The organism is Aestuariivirga sp. (genome assembly GCF_020252405.1).
GTDB lineage: Bacteria > Pseudomonadota > Alphaproteobacteria > Rhizobiales > Aestuariivirgaceae > Aestuariivirga.
The window spans coordinates 1-19645 of sequence record NZ_JADCDA010000066.1 but is presented as its reverse complement, the minus strand read 5'-3'; the positions used below and the strand labels follow the sequence as shown (position 1 = coordinate 19645).

Sequence of the window (19645 nt, the reverse complement as noted above, 5' to 3'; positions counted from 1 at the left end):
GGAATTCGCCGTTGCGAGTGGCGGAAGGTAGGAGCCCCCCTGCCGGGGGTCAAGGCCGGGCCGCCTGCGGGGCCGCCATGCGCCAGATCAAAAGCTTGAGCATGATCTTATTGCAAAAGCGGGTTCCACCTTTGCGGATCCTGATCGAGGAGCGCGTCCGGCACCATGATCAGCCTCGGCGCCTCGGTGTAGAGGAGGCAGAAGCGCAGCGGCAGCCCGGGGGCCGCGCGCCGCAGCGCCGCGCGGTAAATGGCGAGCTGCACGAGATAATCCGGGTTGCAGGCCTCAGCCGACCGGGGCACATCGCGGTCCGTCTTGTAGTCGGCGACGAGAATCCCCTCCCGCGTCATCACCAGCCGGTCGATGCGGCGGCGCTCCGGGCTGCCGTCCGCCTGCCGGGCGATGATCGAGGCCTCGGAATGGCCGTCAGACGAGAGGAGCTCGGCCACCACCGGCTCGGCGATGAGCGCCTTGAGCTGCAAGGCAAGTGATGCGTCATGCCCGGCGCGGCGCACCGCGGCGTCGATATGGCCCGCACGCTCGCCCGCGGGCAGATCGGCGAGGTTCTGCAGGATGCGGTGGATGAGAATGCCGCGCGCCACCCGCGCCTCCGCCCGCTTGCGCGTGGCCGGCGCTGACCGCACCGGCACGGCCGCCGCCTGCCGCGCGATCCAGCCGGGCAGGGCGGGGGCTTCCACGGGCCTCGCCCCGGCTCGCGCCTCCGCCATGACAGGACCCGCGCCGAGACGCCAGCCCGCACCCGCATCGAGCGGCGTCATCTTGTGCTTCAGCGCATCGGCTATGGTGTTGTACCAGCAGTGGGGCGACGGGTCCTGCTTGCCGCGGTAGCCGCAGACATAGAGCTCGTCGCAGGCCCTCGTCATGGCGACATAGAGCAGGCGGCAATGCTCCGCCGCCGTTACGTCCTTCTGCAGCGTCTTGACCGCCTTGACGGCCTTCGACAGGCCGAGCTTCGGCACGACCCAGAGCGGCGCCCTGGCGTGGCCGACGCCCCCCTCCAACATCAGGAGAGAGTCTGACTTTCCGTGCTCGTTGCCGGTGGTGTCCGGCAGGATGACAATCGGCGCCTCGAGGCCCTTGGCGCCGTGCACGGTCATCACCCGCACCTCGCCCACGCCCTGCTCCATGTTGCGCTTGATCTCGATTTCGCCGGCCTCGAACCAGTTGACGAAGCCGGCGAGCGAGGCGCCATGCGCCTCCTCGTACTGGAGCGCGCTGTCGAGGAAGGCATCGATCGCGTCATTCGCCTCGCTGCCGAGCCGCGAGACGATGCTGAGCCGCGCCCTGCCGAGGATGGCGGAGAAGAATTCGAAGGGCCGGGCGGAGGGCGCCGCGTCAATCAGCGGGCGGAGGAACGCGGCCGCACCGCGGAAAGGCTCCTCGCCGCGGCCCGCGAGGCTCTGCCACAGCGAGCGGCTTCCACGCCCGGCCGCGACGGCGATGAGCTCGTCCTCGGTCAGCGCCTGACCAGGGAGCGGGCTCTTGAGCAGGCAGGCCAGCGCGTGGTCATCCTCCGGCATGATGGCGAATTGCGCCAGCGCCACGAGGTCGAGCACCGCGATGTTCTCGCCCAGCTTGAGACGGTCCGCCCCGGCCACCGGCACCCGCTCGTTCCACAGTGCACGGATCATCGCGTCGAAGAAGCTGTCCCGCTTGCGCACCAGGATCAGGATGTCGCCCGCCTGCACCGCGCGCCCGCGCGCCGGCAGCAGCCGCTTGCCGATCCAGCCCCTGATGGTCCGCGCGAGCTTCCTCGCCAGCCTGCGGCGCGGCGAGGTTGCGGGCTCGCGGTCGACCGGCGCCTGCCATGGCTTGGGGTCTTCCTTTGCAACCGGTTCGACCAGCGGCCAGAGCTCGACGGCGCCGGGCGCATCGCGGCGGTTGGGCACATGTTCCCATTCGCGGGGCGATCCGCCATCGAGCCCGGCGCGCGCGGCGGAACCCGGCGGAAACACGCCGTCGACGGCCTTCAGGATTTCGCCCAGCGAGCGGAAGGAGACGCTGAAATCCACCTCGCGGAACTCCTGCCCCACGCCCTCGACCTGCTGCCTCGCTTGCGCGAGCACCTGTTCCAAGACATTGGGATCGGCCCCCTGGAAGGAATAGATCGACTGCTTCCTGTCGCCCACCACGAAGAGGGTACGGGGCTTCGTTCCGTGCCGGCCCTCGCCCGCGAAGAATTCTCCCGTCAGCGCCTGCACGATCTGCCATTGCATGGGGCTCGTGTCCTGCGCCTCGTCGACGAGCAGATGCTCGATGCCGCCATCGAGCTTGAACAGCACCCAGGCGGCATCCGGCCTCTCCCGCAGCAATTCGCCGGTCTTGATGATGAGGTCATCGAAATCATAGGCGCCGCGCGCGCGCTTGGCCGCCTCGAAACCGCGGGTGATGGCCGCGCCCAGCCGCAAAAGCGACAGCGTGGCGCCGAGGCATTCGAGATCGCCCAGCGTGCCCAGCGCGTCGAGAAGGCGGGCCTGGTCGGGCCTCACCAATTCATCGATCCAGCCATGGCGTTCATGCGTGGTCCTGTTGGCGACCCACTTGAGCGCTTCGCTCTTGCCCGTCAGCAAGACCGTGCGAAGCTCCATGAGCGTGATCGCCCCGCCATGGCAAACCTTCCTGATCTCGGCCGCCGTCTCCTTCTCGCTCGGGGTGCCCTTGCCGAGAAGCTCGGCCAGTTCGAGATAGCGCGTTGCATCGCAGGCGAGGCCGGAGACGATGCTCTCCCGCGTGACACCCTGCCCGAGCGACAGGTGAAGCCGCAGCAGGGCCTCCGCGCGCTCCAGCCCGCACTCCTCCTCGAACAGCGCGCGCAGGCTGGCGCGCCTGGCGAGAAGGCCGGTGAGCAGCTTGTCAAAGTCATCGGGGCTGACGCGGTTGGCAACATCGCCGAGCGCCGCGCCGGTCTCCGTCGTCCCGTCCGTGGCGGAAGACAGCACGGCGTTGCGCGCCTCCCGCAGCAGGGCCAGCTGCTCGCGCTCGTCCAGCATGGCGAAATGCGGCACGATGCCGGCCTCGACGGGGAAGAGCTGCAGCACGCGTTCGCAGAAGGCATGGATGGTCTGAATCCTGAGCCCGCCCGGCGTTTCCAGCGCCCGGGTGAAAAGCTGGCGGGCGCGCTCGAGCAGGGCCTGATCGGCATCGGGGGAGCCGAGCTTCCTCAGCTCATCCCGCAAGGCCTGGTCATCGAGCGCGGTCCACTTGCTCAGGCGGTCAAACAGGCGGTTGGCCATTTCGGCGGCCGCCGCCCTGGTGAAGGTGAGGCACATGATGCGCGAGGGCCCGGCGCCGCCGAGCATGAGGCGCACCACGCGGTCGACCAGCACATGGGTCTTGCCCGACCCGGCATTGGCATTGACCCAGACGGTGGCGGCAGGATCGGACGCCCTGAGCTGCGCCCTGCTGGCGGCGGGGTTGAGGCTCACGGCAGGTCTCCCGACAGCGTCCATTCCTGATAGCGCGAGAGATGGTCGTAGTCGCTCGGGTCCTCGTCCTTCCGCAGGCTGTAACGGGGAACATAGGGCTGCCCGGCGGTGGCGTATTTCGCCAGCAGCCTCCGCAGATCGGCAAAATGCCTTTCCGCCACTTCCATCACGGGGTGCTTGAGTTTCGGAAGGTCCTTGGTTTCGCCAGGGGGATTGCCGCCACTGAGCTTCACATAGCGGAGCTGAACCGCCTGCCTGGGGTTTAAGCCGGTGAAGCCGCCGCGCGCCAGGATCGCCGCCTGCAGCGTCAATTGCGGCGCAAAACCGGTTTCGACCTCCTTGGCGGAAGGCACGTCGCCCGTCTTGAAGTCCACGATTCGCGCCGTGCCGTCGGCCATCAGGTCGATGCGGTCCACCCGGCAGGTGAGCGTAAAGTCCTCGCCCGCCACCGGAAAGGTGACAGACCCGTTGCACTCCGCCACCACGCGCTCGACGCCGTCGCGCCAGGCCGGCTCCTGCGCGGCGATCCATGCCGCAACGTGGCGGAAGCGTGGCCACCAGAAGCTGACGAGGCCCGGATAATCGGCGATCTGCCGGAAGTGCCTGAGACCATCCGCTTCGAGTTCGGCGGCGGCATCGGCCGGCAGGCGCTTGGGGAAGCGATTGAGAAAATCGCCGATGGCGGCGTGGACGATGATGCCGCGCCGCGCCGTGTCCGGCACGGAGGAGATGGGCTTCAGCGGTTCGAGCCCGAGGATGGCGCGCGCATAGATGGCATAGGGATCGCGGATCAGCGTCTCGATGCGGGTGACGCTCAGCGTTGTGGGGCGCAGCGCAACGGCGGGCCGCGGCTTCGGCATAAAAACAGGTGTGACGGCGGCAGGCTCCGACAGCTGGCGGGCATGGAGCGGCCACGGACCCGGCGGGGGTTTCAGCCGCGCGGTTTCGAGGATCATCAGCAGCCGGTGCAGCCAGCGCGAGGGCGTGCCCGGCGCATCGCCGATGCGGCGCGACCACAGGAGCCTGACCTGCCTGTTGCCGAAGGCCTGGACGAAGTCATGCGCCGTCTGGCCGATCTGCGCTTCGGGCTGCCTCATCGCCAGCACGTCGCGCATCGGGCGGTTGAGCCAGGGGCCGCAATCCGCAGGCCCGGGCCAGACGCCCTCGTTGAGGCCCGCCAGCACCATCACATCCGCGCGGATGAGGCGGGCTTCGAGCAGGCCGAGGATCGACAGCGGCGTGGGGTTGTGCTGCCGGCTGCGCACCGGCAGGCCTTGCAGCCAGTGGCGCAGAATGGCGGCGGCGCGCCGGAGGTCGCAGCGCCGGAGGAAGCGCTCCTCCTGCCGCAGCAGGGCGAAGGCGTCGGCCAGCACGTCCCCGGCCTCGCCTGCCCAAAAGGCCTCGCCCGCCATCGCCTCGCAGGCCCCGGTCAGCCGGTCGAGATGCTCGGCAAGCGTGTGCGGCGGGTTGAGGGCGAGCGGGGCCAGAACCTCCGATATGCGGCTGGCCTGCGCGATGGCCCGTTCCCATTCCGCGTCGGTGACCTGCCTCGCGGCCAGCGGCAGGCTCTGGCGATTGTCCTTCATGGTGGCGATGCGCAGCGCATGGGAGAGCTTGCCGATGTCAGGGGCGCCCGTGCCGGTGCGCAGCAGCGCGAGATCGATGAGGCTGACGAGGCGGCGCGCCTCATCCGGCGGCAGGCCGAAGGTGGCGAGGCCGTGGCGCAGCAGCGCCGCCAGCGGCTCCGCCGCGAAATTCTCCAGCAGAGCTTCGAGCAGCAGGTTGAGGAGCGACGCGCCGCCGAAGCGGATCAGCGGTTCGCCGCCGGAATCGTCGATGGCGATGTTCCAGCGCCCGAGCTCCGCCTTGACGCGGCGGGCCAGCTGGCGGTCCGGCGTGACGAGGCAGCCGGTGCGGCCCGGCGTCTCCAGGCATTCGCGCAGGATCAGAGCGGCGGCCACCGCCTGCTCGGGAACCGAGCGCGCCTCGACCAGCTCCACCCCCTGCATGGCTTCGGCGACGCGCGCGCCCTGGCCCCTCAGCGCGCCATGCCAGAGATGCGAGGCTTCCGCCGGGCGCATCAGCTCGCCCGCCAGCCAGGCGCGGGAGCCGGGCTCAGCCCCCAGTTCCCGCACCATCGGGCGGGTGGCGTTGAGGCGTTGGAGGAGCTGCTTCATCGCATGCTGCGGGTGGGTGGGGCCCACGGCGGTCCAGCTCGCCTCGTCCATGAACCGGTCAAGGCCGGGCAGCACCACCGCGCCATTGGGAAGCCCTGCAATCGCCTTGAGCAGCGTGCAGGTGGCGGGAATGGACCCCGTGGAGCCCGCCGCGATGAACGGGCGAAGGGTGCGGGTGAACTCCAGCCGCCGCGCCTCGCGCTTCAGGATGGCGGAGCGGCGGGCCTGCGGGCCGATGGCCCGTTCCGCCGCGAGGCGCTGGGGATATTTCTCCCGCGCGATGCTCAGAAATTCGAGGATCGCCTCGCGGTGGCGGGCCGATTCGAGGCCGTAGAGACCGGCGATCCTGGCGGCGTCCACATCCTCGGTCTCGAGCGCGTCGAGAAGCTCGGCCAGCGACTGAGCAAGGCCGCCGGCCTGGTGCGGGGCGGCGGCAATCTCCTGCGCCAGCCGCGTGGCGGGGTGAGCGGCCGCCCATTCATCGATCAGGTCGATGAGCAGCAGGAGCTGGCCGGGCGCGCTCACCGGCGTGCCGAGTTCCTCCACGCCATGCTCGGGATGCAGCAGGTCCTCGTCGATGTCGCCCAGAGGCCTGATGCGCGGCAGCAGCAGGCCGGAACCGCCGGCGAGGCGGAGGAAGATCTCTTCCAGCTCGCGCACGGCGCGGCGGGTGGGGAGCAGGATGGTCCAGCGCGCCAGGTCGAGCGCGCCCGGCGCCTTTCCGTCCGTACACGGAAAACCGTTGAGCACGGCTTCGGCGAGAACCTCGAGAAAGGGTTTGTCTGGCGCGATGGTGAGGAGGCGCGGGATGTCTCCCGCCAGTTCCCGCGTCATGGCTCACGCACCGAGCGCCGCTTCGGCGAGCGCGATCGCCCCGGGCGTTCCCACATGCAGCCAGCGCCCGGCGTGCTCCACGCCGAAAAGGCGGCCCGCGGCAATGGCGCGGTCCCACAGCAGGTTCATCGAGAAGGCGCCCCGCGGCGCGGCGGCGAAGATGCGGGGCGAGGCGAGATAGCCGCCGATATAGGCGAGCGGGGTTCCTTGCGACGTGGCGCGGCGGGAAAGCCTGCCATCCTCGGCGCGCGTGAAATCGCCCTTTCCGTCATAACCCACGGTGCGGTCCAGCGGCGAGAGGAGGAGCAGGCAATCCATCGCCCGATCGTCCCACGCGGCGCGCAGGCGATCAAGCGCGGGGGCGCCCTCATCCAGCCAGAAGCTGTCGCTGTTGATGACGAAGAAGGGCCCGTTGCCCAAAAGTGGCAGGGCCTTCGCGACGCCGCCGCCGGTGTCGAGAAGTTCCGCCCGCTCGTCCGAGATCACGATGCGGGGCGCGGACTGGCGCCGCGCCCAGGCCTCGATCTGGGCGGCCAGATAATGCACATTCACCACCGCGGTCTCCACGCCGGCGGCACGCAGGCGGTCGAAGCCATGGTCGATGAGCGCTTTGCCCGCGACCTCGACCAGCGGCTTGGGCCTGGCCAGCGTGAGCGGGCGCAGGCGCAGGCCATGGCCCGCGGCCAGCACCATGGCGTGCGTGCCCGGCGTCATTGCGCCTCGCGCCGCGCGGGCGGCAGGTGGGTGTCGAACCAGTGCTTCAGCCCGGCAAGGCGCGGATGCGCGAGGTTGCGCTCGAGATAGCGCGAGACCCGCGGGATGTGGTGGAGATAGCCGTGCTTGCCGTCCCGCTTCGACAGCCTGGCGAAGATGCCGAGGATCTTGGTCGCCCGCTGCGCGCCGAGGATGGCATAGGCCATGTCGAAATTGGCGCGGTCGAAGTGCGGGTCGTCCGTCCGCAACAGGCAGTAGTGTTCGTAGAGCTCATCGGCCAGACGGACATCGACGTCGACGCGCGCATCCTGCAGCATGGAGGCGAGGTCATAGGCGGGGTGGCCCATCAGCGCATCCTGCGTGTCGATGAGCCCCACGCGGGCGAGGCCCTGGCGCTGCGGCAGCCACAGCAGGTTGGGCGAGTGATAGTCGCGCAGCGCCCAGACGCGGTGGCCCGCCTGCGTGAGCGGCAGCAGGTCCATCCACAGCGCTTCGAAATCGGCGCGTGTTGCAGCCGGAATTTCGCCGCCGTTGAGGTGCGGCCAGAACCACGAGGGCAGGAGATCGGCCTCGATCAGCTGCGCCCCTACGTCATAGGGCGGCACGCGATAGGTCTGGCCATCGAGCGGCACGTCCGTGGGCCAGTCTCGCGCCGCCATGTGGGCGAGTACGGCGACAGCCGCGCGCAGGGGTTCGCCCATGTCCTGGCCTGCGCGCATCATGGCGCCATAGACGCTGCGGCCAAGATCCTCCATCACCGCGAAGCCATTGTCCAGATCATAGGCCTCGGCCTTTGGCGCGCTGTAGCCGCGCTCGCAGAGCACACGGTTGATGGCGATCACCGCGCGGATGTCCTCCGCCAGATGCGCAATGGCGCTGTAGGGCTTGCCGTATTTCACCGGCGGCCCGTCGGGCCTGGCCGGCATGTCCATCAGGATCGCGGCTTCGCCGGGCAGATGCAGCGTCTCGTAGCGGCGGAAGGACGCGTCACCCTCGAGGAAGCGGCGCCCGGCCCTGGCCCAGCGCGAGGTGGAGAGGAAGGCGTTGATTGCATCGTTGCGCGCCAGCGCCTGCTGCCACGCGCCGCTGGCGGTGATCGCGGCATCGCGCTGGCTGCCGGAGCCGGAGAGTTCGATCAGCAGCCGGTCGGCATGGCGCTCGCCCAGTATCTTCTCGGGCCATTCGACGGCGAGCACGCGGGTTTTGATGAGATCCTCGAAGCCCAGCTCGTCGAGCTCCTGCGCGGAGCCGATGCGGAAGAGATCGGCATGGGCCACCGGCACGCGTGTCTCGTCATAGGTCTGGACCAGGGTGAAGGTGGGGCTCGGCACGTCGAACTCCGCGCCATCCGACAGGGCGCGGATGAAGGCGCGGGCGAAGGTGGACTTGCCGGCGCCGAGGACACCCTGCAGCAGCAGCACCATGCCAGGCCGGGCGAAAAGCGAGAGTTCGGCGGCGAAGCCTTCCAGCTCGGCGGCAGACCCGAAGCGGCGGGTGAGGTTCATTCCGGTCAGGCCGACTTGCGCAGGTCCGCCCGCTGCGCGGCCCCAGGCCCGTCCAGCGGGAAGGTGCAGAGGACGGTGGTGCCCTGGTTGATCTTGGAGAGGAGCGACACCTGCCCCTCATGCAGCTCCACCAGGCTCTTGACGATGGCGAGGCCAAGGCCGGGGCCGCGGTGACCGCCGGGCACGGGGCGCGACTGGAAGCGGTCGAAGGCCTGTTTCTGGAACTCGGGCTCGATGCCGCGGCCCTGGTCGGAGACCCAGAGCTGCAGCTGTCCACGCGTCTTCTTGGCGCCCATGCGGATGGTGGCGCCGCGGTCCGAGAAGCCGATGGCGTTGGAGAGGAGGTTGGAGAGAATCTGCTCGACGCGCTTCGGGTCGGCCACGAAGCTGTTCACATCCGCGCCCACCTCGATGTTGAGCGTGAGGTCGCGTTCGTCGATCTGGTTCGCCAGTTTTTCGGCCACGGCTTCGAGCAGGCCCGTCACCTCCACATGCTCGAGCTTCAGCTCGAGGGCGCCGGCATCGATGGCGGTCAGGTCGATGATGGCGTCGATGATGGTCTTGAGGTCGGTCGAGGAGCGGCGGATGTCGCGCACATAGTCCTGCTGTTTCGCGTTGAGGGGCCCCGCAAGCCCGATCTGCAGGCTCTCGGCGAAACCGAGGATGGAGGTGAGCGGCGTCCTGATTTCGTAGGACACGTTGGAGAGGAACATGTTCTTGAGGCGGTCGGCGGCCTCCAGCGCATCGGCCCGGTCGCGCAGCGCGCGCTCCATGCGGGCGGAGTCTGAAATATCGGCGAAGGTCAGGAGCGTGTTGCCGTCGGGCAGCGGCACGGCGACGAATTGCAGCACGCGGCCGCCGACGTCGATGTTGCCCGCCACGGGCTTCCTCTCGGAATCGAGCCTCGTCACGCTGTAGCGCACTTCGTCCCAGGTGCTGGAGTCCGCCGCGATCTGGCTGCCGTGCCGGGCAAGCTCTTCAATGTGGGGCTGTGCGTCGAGGGCTTCCGGGTCAAGCTGCCAGAACCGCGCGAAGGCGGGGTTGTAGAGCTTGAGGCGGCCATCGGAACCCAAAAGCGCGATGCCTTCCTCCAGATTGTCCAAAGTCTCGCGCTGCACGCCGATCAGCTCGTTATAGCGGCTTTCCAGCGCCAGCTCGTTGGTGACGTTCTCGTAGAGATAGGTGAGGCCGCCGAAGGGATGCTGCTCGCAGACGACATGCAGCGTGCGGCCATCGGGCAGGTGCCACCTGTCTTCCCAGGGATCGATGGTCGTATAGGCGTTGAGCTGCTTGGCCCGCCACTCCTGGTAGTTCGCCTGTTCGGGGATGCAGCGCTGGTTGCGGAGCCGGTCGAGGATCTCGGCATCGGAGGGGTTGCTGGCCAGCCATTCGGGGATGAGCGGCCAGAGTGCGGCGTAGGCGGCATTGTGGAAGCGCAGGCGCTGATCGGGGCCGAAGATGGCGATTGCGGTGTCGAGCTTGTTCAGCGTCGAGGTATGGGACTTGATATGGCGGTCGAGTTCCTTCTCGGCCTTCTCCAGCGCCGTCATGTCGATGGCGAAGCCGACCGTGCCGCCGGTGACGGGCGCCTCAAAGACATCGAGCGCGCGCATCGAGCCGGAGACCACCGCATGGATGCGGCCGAGGCAGCCCGCAGCCGCGCCCGTTGCCGTGCGGTCCATGGCGGCGCGGCCGACAAGCTCGGTGCCTTGCGACACGACCAGATCGGGGTCCGCCGCATCGACCGCCGCGGCATAGCACCGGTTGACCCAGAGGAGTTTTCCTTCCGCGCCACGCAGCCAGACCGGCAGGGGCGCGGCATCCAGCACGGCGCTCAGGCGCTCCACCTGCTTGCCGAGGCGGTGGGCCTCGTGCGCGAGATCGGCGATCTTGCGGCGCTCGCCGGCCAGCGGGCGGAAGCGCAGGGTGGCGAGACCGCCGGCCGTGCGGCCGTCGGCCTCCAGCAGTTCGTCCGCGATGCTCTTGATGGCGATGTTGAAGGGCGTGCCGTCCTGGCGGAGGTCGTGCAGGCAATCGGAAAGGGCCGAGGCCGAATCGCGGTCGAGCCAGGACGCGAAATCGATGAGGACCCCGGGAGCTTCGGGCAGCATGGCGGCGCCGTGCATGGAGCCCATCACACGGTCCGGCAGTGTCTGCTTGCCGCGCCAGATGACCAGCACATGAGCCTCGGCCGCTATCGCGGTTTCGGCCTCGTTCAGCCGCGCCTCAAGATCGGCGATGCGTTGCCCGGTTGACGTTACGCCCCAATGGCGCAGCAGGCGGCGGGCGAGGAAGAATAAGCCAAAGGCGGCCAAAACGGCAATGAGGGCGGCCCCATCGCCCGCCAAGCTGTTGCCGAACCCGGCGTCCATGTCTTCTCCGGTCCAAGTGCCGGGATGGCCTGCGAATCAGCAGGCCATCCGCCCCGCCCCGGTATAACCAAAAGCGGGGCGGGCCGGAATCCTCAGTAGCGGTAATATTCCGGCTTGAACGGACCCTGCGGGGCGACGCCGATATAGGCGGCCTGGTCGTCCCGGAGCTTTGTCAGCTTCACGCCCAGCTTGTCGAGATGCAGGCGTGCCACTTTCTCGTCGAGGTGCTTGGGCAGCACATAGACCTCGTTCTTGTACTTGTCCGTCCCGGCCGAGGTGAAAAGCTCGATCTGGGCCAATGTCTGGTTGGTGAAGGAGGCCGACATGACGAAGCTCGGGTGGCCGGTGGCGTTGCCGAGGTTCACCAGACGCCCTTGAGACAGCAGAATGATGCGGGCGCCCGAGGGCATATGGATCATGTCCACCTGCGGCTTGATGTTGGTGGACTTGAAGTTGCGGAGTTCCGAGACCTGGATTTCGTTGTCGAAGTGACCGATGTTGCAGACGATGGCCATGTCCTTCATCTGCTTCATGTGATCCACCGTGATCACGTCCTTGTTGCCGGTGGCGGTGACGAAGATGTCGGCGGTTGACACCACGTCCTCCATGGTCTGCACGGCAAAGCCGTCCATCGCGGCCTGGAGCGCGCAGATCGGGTCCACTTCGGTGACGATGACGCGGGCGCCGGAACCCTTCAGCGAGGCCGCCGAACCCTTGCCCACGTCGCCATAGCCCGCGACCACGGCCACCTTGCCGGCCATCATCACGTCGGTGCCGCGGCGGATCGCATCGACGAGCGATTCGCGGCAGCCGTATTTGTTGTCGAACTTCGACTTGGTGACCGAGTCGTTGACGTTGATGGCCGGGAAGGGCAGCTCACCCTTCTTTTGCAGCTCGTAAAGGCGGTGGACGCCGGTCGTCGTCTCTTCCGAGACGCCCTTGATCGAGGCCTTCACCCTGTCGAACCAGCCCGGCTGTTCCCTGATGCGTTTTTTGATGGCGGCGAAGAGGCACTCTTCCTCCTCGCTTCTGGGGTGGGCGATGAGGCCCGCGTCTTTCTCGGCCCTGGAGCCAAGGAGGATATAAAGTGTCGCGTCGCCGCCGTCATCAAGGATCATGTTGGTGGGCTGGCCGTCCGGCCAGTCGAAGATCCGCGCGGTGAAGTCCCAATACTCCTTCAGCGTCTCGCCCTTGAAGGCGAAGACGGGGATGCCGGCGGCGGCAATCGCCGCCGCGGCGTGATCCTGCGTCGAATAGATATTGCAGGAGGCCCAGCGCACCTCCGCACCCAGCGCCGCCAGCGTCTCGATCAGCACCGCGGTCTGGATCGTCATGTGCAGCGAGCCGGAGATGCGGGCCCCCCGCAGCGGCTGCAGCGCCTTGTATTCGGCGCGCGTCGCCATCAGGCCCGGCATCTCGACCTCGGCCATGTCGATTTCCTTGCGGCCCCAGCCGGCAAGCGTGATGTCGGCAACGTGATAGTCATGGGTCCGGGTCATGGGTCTTGTCCTCTGTCCTGAATTTGGGCGCGTCTATAGCAGCGGGGCGGGAGTCTGTCCATGAAGACATAAAGAATTCTTTATGTCCTGTTAAAGAGGAACTTCCGCCCGGCCTGCCCTATATTGCCGGTCATGAACGCCATTCCCTTCGACAACAGCTATGCCCGCCTGCCCGGCTCCATGCATGTGGGGGTGGACCCAACCCCGGTCTCCGCCCCCCGGCTGATCAAGGTGAACGAACCGCTGGCCCGCGGGCTGGGGATCGACCCCGCCCTGCTCACGGCCGAGGTGGCGGTGGGAAATGCCATCCCCGCCGGCGCCAGCCCGCTGGCCCAGGCCTATGCCGGCCACCAGTTCGGCAATTTCGTGCCGCAGCTGGGTGACGGCCGGGCGATCCTGCTGGGCGAGGTCATCGACGTGACCGGCAAGCGCCGGGACATCCAGCTGAAAGGCTCCGGCCGCACCCCCTTTTCGCGCGGCGGCGACGGGCGGGCGGCGCTGGGGCCGGTGCTGCGCGAATATCTGGTCAGCGAGGCAATGCACGCCCTCGGCATTCCCACCACCCGCGCCCTGATGGCCGCCACCACGGGCGAGCGCGTCCACCGCGACGCCGCGCTGCCGGGCGCGGTGCTGACGCGCGTGGCCGCAAGCCACATCCGGGTGGGCACCTTTCAGTTCTTCGCCGCGCGGCAGGATTTCGAGGCGCTGAAGCTGCTGACCGGCCATGTGATCGACCGGCACCACCCGCAGGCGAAAGGCGCGGAGAACCCCGCGCTCGCCCTGCTGGATGCGGTGATGGAGGCGCAGGCCTCGCTCGTCGCGCGATGGGCGCAGGTCGGTTTCATCCATGGCGTGATGAACACCGACAATTGCTCGATCTCCGGCGAAACCATCGACTATGGCCCCTGCGCCTTCATGGATGCTTACGACCCCGGCACGGTGTTCAGCTCCATCGACACCCATGGCCGCTATGCCTACCAGAACCAGGCGCCCATTGCGCAGTGGAACATGGCGCGGCTGGCCGAGACGCTGCTGGACCTCATCAACCCCGGCCGCGAGGAGGCGATCCGCATTGCCACGGAGCGGATCGGGGACTTTCCCGCGATCTATGCGAAATACTGGCTGGCGGGCTTCCGGAAGAAGATCGGGCTTGCGGGCGCGGAGGACGGCGACCTTGGCCTGATTCAGGCGATGCTCGACGCCATGCGGCTGGCGCGGGCGGACTTCACCATCACGTTCCGTATACTGAGCAATGGCGGGGAACCGGAAGCGCTGAAGGACTGGCTGCCCGGCTGGCGCGACCGCCTGGCGCGCGACCCGCAGACGCCAGAGGCGCGACGCGCGCTGATGCGGTCGGCGAACCCCGCCTACATCCCGCGCAACCACCTGGTGGAGGAGATGATCGCCGCGGCGGTGGAGCGGCGGGATTTCGCGCCCTTCGAGGCGATGCTCCGTGTGCTGATGACTCCTTACGGAGAGCAGCCGGGCGCGGAGCGTTACGCCGAGGCGCCCGCGGAGCCGGACGGGGCATACCGGACGTTCTGCGGGACGTGATGATTATCCCCTTCTCCCGTCGCGGCACGCACCAGAGCATGATCCGCAAAAGTGGAACCGCTTTTGCGACAAGATCATGCTCAGGCATATGACCTGGCGCATGTTCCGGGAGAAGGGCGATGCAGCCGATCTCCGTCACTCTCTCATTCAGTCACTCTCTCATTCCGTCACCCTCTCATTCCGTCACCCCGGCGAAAGCCGGGGCCCAGCTTTGGTTCAGCGCGCCGGGAAGGAAAGCGGGGTCCCGGCTTTCGCCGGGATGACGGGCTGGAGGGTGGAGAAGCCGGGATATTCCACGCAAGAAAACTCTTGACTCTTTTCCCAACCTATGCTAGGTATATCATCCTTAACGTGCCTTCTGCTGATTGACATTGTGAATCCTAATGGGCGGCTTCCCAGTTTTGCGCCGCCCGTGCGTCCACCTGGAGGGGGACGCTCAGCTTCACCACCGGACCGGGGGCGGAGACCATGACGTTTTTGACCACCGCCATGGCCGCCTCCGCTTCCGCATCCGCGCATTCGAAGATCAGCTCGTCATGCACCTGCAGCAGCATGCGGGCCGAGAGGCCGGACTGGCCAAGCGCATCCGGCATGCGGATCATGGCGCGGCGGATGATATCGGCTGCAGCGCCCTGGATCGGCGCGTTGATCGCCGCGCGCTCGAGGAAGGCGCGCTCCGAGGGGTTGGGCGATTTGATGCGCGGGAAATGCATGCGGCGGCCGAAGATGGTTTCGACATAGCCCTTGTCGCGCGCCTCCTGCCTCGCTGCCTCCATATAGTCCCTGATGCCGGGAAAGCGCCTGAAATAGGCGCGGATGTATTCGCCCGCCTCCTCCCGCCCGATGCCGAGCTGGTTCGCGAGGCCGAAGGCCGAGATGCCGTAGATGATGCCGAAGTTGATCGCCTTGGCGCGGCGGCGCACCATGGGGTCCATGCCCTCGATGGGCACGTTGAACATCTCGGAGGCCGTCATGGCGTGAATGTCCTGGCCCCCGGCGAAGGCTTGTCTCAGCTGCGGGATGTCCGCCACATGGGCCAGCACGCGCAGCTCGATCTGGCTGTAATCCGCGCTCATCAGCTTCGAGCCTTCGGGCGCTATGAAGGCCTGGCGGATCTTGCGGCCCTCCTCGGTGCGGACGGGGATGTTCTGCAGGTTCGGGTCGGTGGAGGCAAGGCGGCCCGTGGACGTCGCCGCCAGCGAATATGAGGTGTGGACGCGCCTCGTTTCCGGATTGATGAAGTTGGGCAGCGCATCGGTGTAAGTGGAGCGGAGCTTCGTGAGCTGGCGCCAGTCGAGCACGCGGCGGGCGAGTTCGACGCCCTGGCCCGCGAGATCCTCCAGCGCGTCGGAATCGGTGCTCCAGGCGCCCGTGGCGGTCTTCCTTCCGCCGGGCAGGCCCATGCGGCCGAAGAGCATGTCGCCCAGCTGCTTCGGCGAGCCGATGTTGAAGCGCTCCCCCGCCAGCGCATAGACCTCCGTCTCGATCGCCGCCGCCGCGGTGGCTAGTTCGTTGGACAGCTTGCGCAGCAGTTCGGGGTCGATGAGGATGCCCTCCATCTCCATCGCGGCCAGCACGGCGACCAGAGGCCGCTCCAATGTCTCGTAAACCGCGAGCTTGCCCATCGCGGCGAGGCGCGGCTTCAGGAGCAGCCAGAGGCGCAGCGTGATGTCGGCATCCTCCGCGGCATAGCGCGCGGCATCCGCCACCGGCACGCGGTCGAAGGTGATCATCGACTTGCCGGAGCCCGCCACATCCTTGAAGGCGATGCATTTGTGATTGAGGTGGCGGAGCGACAGCTCGTCCATGCCGTGGCCCACATCGCCAGATTCGAGCACGTAGGAAATAAGCATGGTGTCGTCGATGGGGGCAACGGCGATGCCATGGCGCTTCAGCACCTCGATGTCATATTTGATGTTCTGGCCGATCTTGAGAATGGACGGGTCTTCGAGCAGCGGCTTGAGCGTGGCGAGGGCGTCCGCCAGCGGCGCCTGGCCATCGACCAGCCCGCCGCCGCCGAACAGGCCGCCGCCCGTGGCCTTGTGCTGGAGCGGAATGTAGCAGGCCTTGGCCGGAGCGGTGGCCAGCGACACGCCGACGAGACTGGCGCGCATCGAATCGAGCGAGTCGGTTTCGGTGTCGAGCGCGATGTAGCCCTTGTCATGGGCCGCCGCGCACCAATCCTTCAGTGCACTGAGCGTCGTCACCGTCTCGTAATCGGCGTGGCTGACCGGGATGGCGAGGAGGGCCGCATCCGCCGCGCCGGGCGCGGCTTCGGCGGCGGCGGCGGGCGTCCGGGCGGCGGGCGCCGCCTTCTTCGCGGCGAAGCGCGGCGGGGCAAGGGCCGCGGCCCCGCCACCTTCCGGCGGCCAGAACTTCACCTCGACGGGGATGGGCTCGATGGCGGTGGAGTCGGCGTCAAGCTCGCCCGCCACCTTCCGGGTGAAGGAGGTGAATTCCAGCGCCTTGGCGAAGCCGATGAGCTGCGAGGCCCTGGGACTGTCGACGGCGAAGCCGCTGGCCTCATGCTCCACCGGCACGTGCTCGTCGAGGGTGACCAGCTTCCTGGAAATCCGCGCCTGCCCGGCGAACTCGATCAGGTTCTCGCGGCGCTTCTGCTGCTTGATCTCGGGCGCCCTGGCCAGCAGCGTTTCGAGATCGCCATATTCGGTGATGAGCTGGGCCGCGGTCTTGACCCCGATGCCGGGCACACCCGGCACGTTGTCGACCGAGTCGCCGGCGAGCGCCTGGATGTCGATGACCTTGTCCGGCGTCACGCCGAATTTCTCCAGCACCTCGGCCTCGCCCACCTCGCGGTCCTTCATGGTGTCATAGAGGGCGACGCCGGGGCGGATCAGCTGCATCAGGTCCTTGTCGGAGGAGACGATGCGGCAGGTGGCCCCGGCCTCCACCGCCTGGCGGGCATAGGTGGCGATGAGGTCATCCGCCTCGTAATTGGCCTGTTCCACGCAGGCGACGTTGAAGGCGCGGGTGGCCTGGCGGATCAACCCGAACTGCGGGCGCAGATCGGCCGGCGGCTCCGGGCGCTGCGCCTTGTATTGCGGGTAGATGTCGTTGCGGAAGGACCTGGAGGAATGATCGAAGATCACCGCAAGATGCGTGGGCTTCTCTCCGGCCTTCGTCTCCCTCAGGAGCTTCCACAGCATGTTGCAGAAGCCCTGCACGGCGCCGACGGGCAGCCCGTCGGACTTGCGCGTCAGGGGCGGAAGCGCATGGTAGGCACGGAAAATATACCCAGACCCATCGATGAGACAGAGATGGTCGCCGGGCTTCAGGGGGGAGGATGTGGACATGGCGGCACTATGCCACCGCGAGTCCGGCGATGCCAGCGGCTCAAAAGCCTGAACGTACTCACGCTCAGCAGGCGCTTGGGATCTTCTTAGCCTTCAACTCAATGCCAATTAACGGATTGATATATCTAGTAATTGTGGGCGTGCCGAGTCTTCAATGATAACGTCAATTCACCATCGCTAGGCACGCTTACGCGCAGCCTCCAATGCCCCATATGAGCCGTCAGCTCTCCGAGCCTCGAATAAATCTGCTCGCGCGCGATCCACTTCAAACCTCAGACCCATGGATTGGGCGATGTCTTCCAGAGCAGCCTGCAGTCGATTAATCTCCGATTTCCGTTCGTCAATCAGAAGTTTATCTTGCGCCATGACGTCCTCCCGGGCTCTTTTATCTTGTTAGGAATCGATTAAGCAAAAGTTAACGTCCTTGACCACACAATTTTCCGACATCGAACAATTATGGAACTCTCGCATGGACGCCGAAGAATCCCACCCAGAATTGGTGTTCGGAATTTCCGGGGCTATTGGCGTCGATATGGAGCAAATCGCCACTGAATTGAGCAACTGCCTCATTACGCTTGGGTATGAACATCGATACATAAAACTGACTTCCGAGATGACGCGATTTGGGGAAGTGCAGGCGAAGCCGAGGAATACCTTCGAAGCCTTCAACTCCAAGATGGATTACGCGAACGGGCTTCGGAAGAGGTTTGGGAGCGCAGACACCATGGCAAGGATCGCAATTGACGCGATCCGCAGAACTCGTGAATCCCGCGGAGGTTCCGCAGATCAGCCGATATCTCGCATAGCATACATCATTAGGCAATTCAAATTGCCGCAAGAAATTGCGCTCATGAGGAATGTATACGGAGAGCGCTTCGTCTTAATCTCGGCATATGGCTCACAAGAAGACCGAAAGGATTATCTGTGCAGTCTTATGAAGCCGGAGCTTGAAACTACCGTCACCGATGACGAGCTCGAAACCCACGCAAACACCCTGATCAGGAGAGATGCGAACGAATCCCAGGATATGGGACAGAATCTGAGAGAGACCTTCCATTTAGCCGACCTTTTTGTTGACGGAATGAGACAAGACAAGATGCGAGGGACATTGAGGCGTTTCACTGAAGCACTTTTCGGCCTCAACAGCGTCAGTCCAACGAGAGACGAACACGGAATGTTTATGGCGAAAGCCGCATCTTGGCGGTCAACCGACCTGTCCCGCCAAGTGGGATCTCACATTGCGACGAAGAATGGGGAGACTATTGCAGTTGGCTGCAACGAAGTACCGAAAGCATACGGCGGAAATTACTGGGACGAAGATAAAGATAACTTTCGCGATGTGAATATTGGCCACGATCCCAATGATAGAATCAAGAGGGAAGTCCTTAGGAATCTAGTAGAGTGCATGCGTCGTGGGGGTTTGCTCTCCGAGAAGGCAACAAACATCGGAAGTGATATCGAACTGGTCGCCCGTCTGACTTCAAAGCCTCCAAAGGACACTGGAAATCTTCTTGATGGCGTGGATGGAGCATTGAGCGAGGCACTGGTGATGGACCTCACAGAATATGGCCGAGTGGTCCATGCCGAGATGAACGCCATTTGCGAGGCAGCACGACTGGGTAAGTCACTATCGATGGCTACTCTGTATTGTACCACGTTTCCTTGCCACAACTGCACAAAGCACATACTTGCGTCAGGGATCACTAGAGTTGTTTACATGGAGCCCTATCCGAAAAGCCGTGCAAGAGAACTTCACGGAAATGAAGTGGCTATTGAGGATCAACAGACTGGAAAAATATCCTTCGAACCCTTCATAGGAATTTCGCCACTCCGCTATCAAGACATCTTCGAAAAAGGAAAGCGAAAGGCTCAAGGTAAAGCTGTTCGGTGGTATCATCATTCACCGCGCCCGATGGTTGATACACCGTTTGCAGATCAACAGAAGAGAGCAGAGCAATGGGCGCTATCCATCCTCGTGGGAAAAGTGTTGCCTGATGAAAGCGTTGGATCAAGCACCTCGTCCACTCAGAAACACTAGAAATTTAACATCCGTCACAGAGCAGCCCGCGCCTCAGCCCTGCAAGTTGTCTGTACAAGAACAGTAATCACCTGACAGTTGCCGCTCTCTGATGCGGGTCAGGCGGCGATCTGATTTTGAGGTTTTCTGGGCTCTGCTCTCTCCTTCTGTTTCGGTTGCGGTTTGGGCAGGCCGGCGATGAAGACGGTTTGT

At 65.9% G+C, this 19645-nt stretch carries 9 protein-coding genes; 2 read left to right on the top strand and 7 right to left on the bottom strand.

Annotated elements, in window-relative coordinates:
* Positions 1–107: 107 nt before the first annotated feature.
* The 6 genes from addA to ahcY all read right to left on the bottom strand — a co-directional run bounded on the left by addA (position 108) and on the right by ahcY (position 12547).
* Positions 108–3446, bottom strand: a complete 3339-nt coding sequence (gene addA, locus IOC69_RS10285; protein ID WP_290543460.1) for a double-strand break repair helicase AddA — start codon at positions 3444–3446, stop codon at positions 108–110.
* On the bottom strand, positions 3443–6457 hold the full coding sequence (gene addB / locus IOC69_RS10280; protein WP_290543459.1) for a double-strand break repair protein AddB: 3015 nt from the start codon (positions 6455–6457) through the stop codon (positions 3443–3445). The genes addA and addB overlap by 4 nt, the downstream gene beginning before the upstream one ends.
* Positions 6458–6460: 3 nt before the next feature.
* Entirely contained in the window at positions 6461–7171 is a 711-nt protein-coding gene (locus IOC69_RS10275) for a nucleotidyltransferase family protein (RefSeq protein ID WP_290543458.1), read from the bottom strand.
* The gene (tsaE, locus tag IOC69_RS10270) at positions 7168–8676 is read right to left on the bottom strand and encodes a tRNA (adenosine(37)-N6)-threonylcarbamoyltransferase complex ATPase subunit type 1 TsaE (protein WP_290543457.1); all 1509 of its coding nucleotides are present in this window, start codon (positions 8674–8676) and stop codon (positions 7168–7170) included. Before tsaE ends, IOC69_RS10275 begins: the two co-directional genes overlap by 4 nt.
* A gap of 5 nt (positions 8677–8681) precedes the next feature.
* Positions 8682–11048 carry a PAS domain-containing sensor histidine kinase gene (locus IOC69_RS10265; protein ID WP_290543456.1) on the bottom strand — a complete coding sequence of 789 codons (2367 nt, stop codon included), beginning with the start codon at positions 11046–11048 and terminating at the stop codon, positions 8682–8684.
* Positions 11049–11140: 92 nt separating this feature from the next.
* Positions 11141–12547, bottom strand: a complete 1407-nt coding sequence (ahcY, locus tag IOC69_RS10260) for an adenosylhomocysteinase (protein WP_290543455.1) — start codon at positions 12545–12547, stop codon at positions 11141–11143.
* A 132-nt stretch (positions 12548–12679) separates the two neighbouring features.
* Here ahcY and IOC69_RS10255 point away from each other — a divergent pair, with 132 nt between their 5' ends.
* Positions 12680–14101, top strand: coding sequence for a YdiU family protein (locus IOC69_RS10255; protein WP_290543454.1), 1422 nt, complete (start codon positions 12680–12682; stop codon positions 14099–14101).
* 380 nt (positions 14102–14481) lie between these two features.
* On the opposite strand, the gene polA is transcribed toward IOC69_RS10255, so the two are convergent.
* The gene (polA, locus tag IOC69_RS10250) at positions 14482–17397 is read right to left on the bottom strand and encodes a DNA polymerase I (RefSeq protein ID WP_290543489.1); all 2916 of its coding nucleotides are present in this window, start codon (positions 17395–17397) and stop codon (positions 14482–14484) included.
* Positions 17398–17884: 487 nt separating this feature from the next.
* Here polA and IOC69_RS10245 point away from each other — a divergent pair, with 487 nt between their 5' ends.
* Positions 17885–19453: an anti-phage dCTP deaminase gene (locus IOC69_RS10245; protein ID WP_290543453.1), complete on the top strand. Its 1569-nt coding sequence runs from the start codon at positions 17885–17887 to the stop codon at positions 19451–19453.
* The last annotated feature ends 192 nt before the right edge of the window (positions 19454–19645 follow it).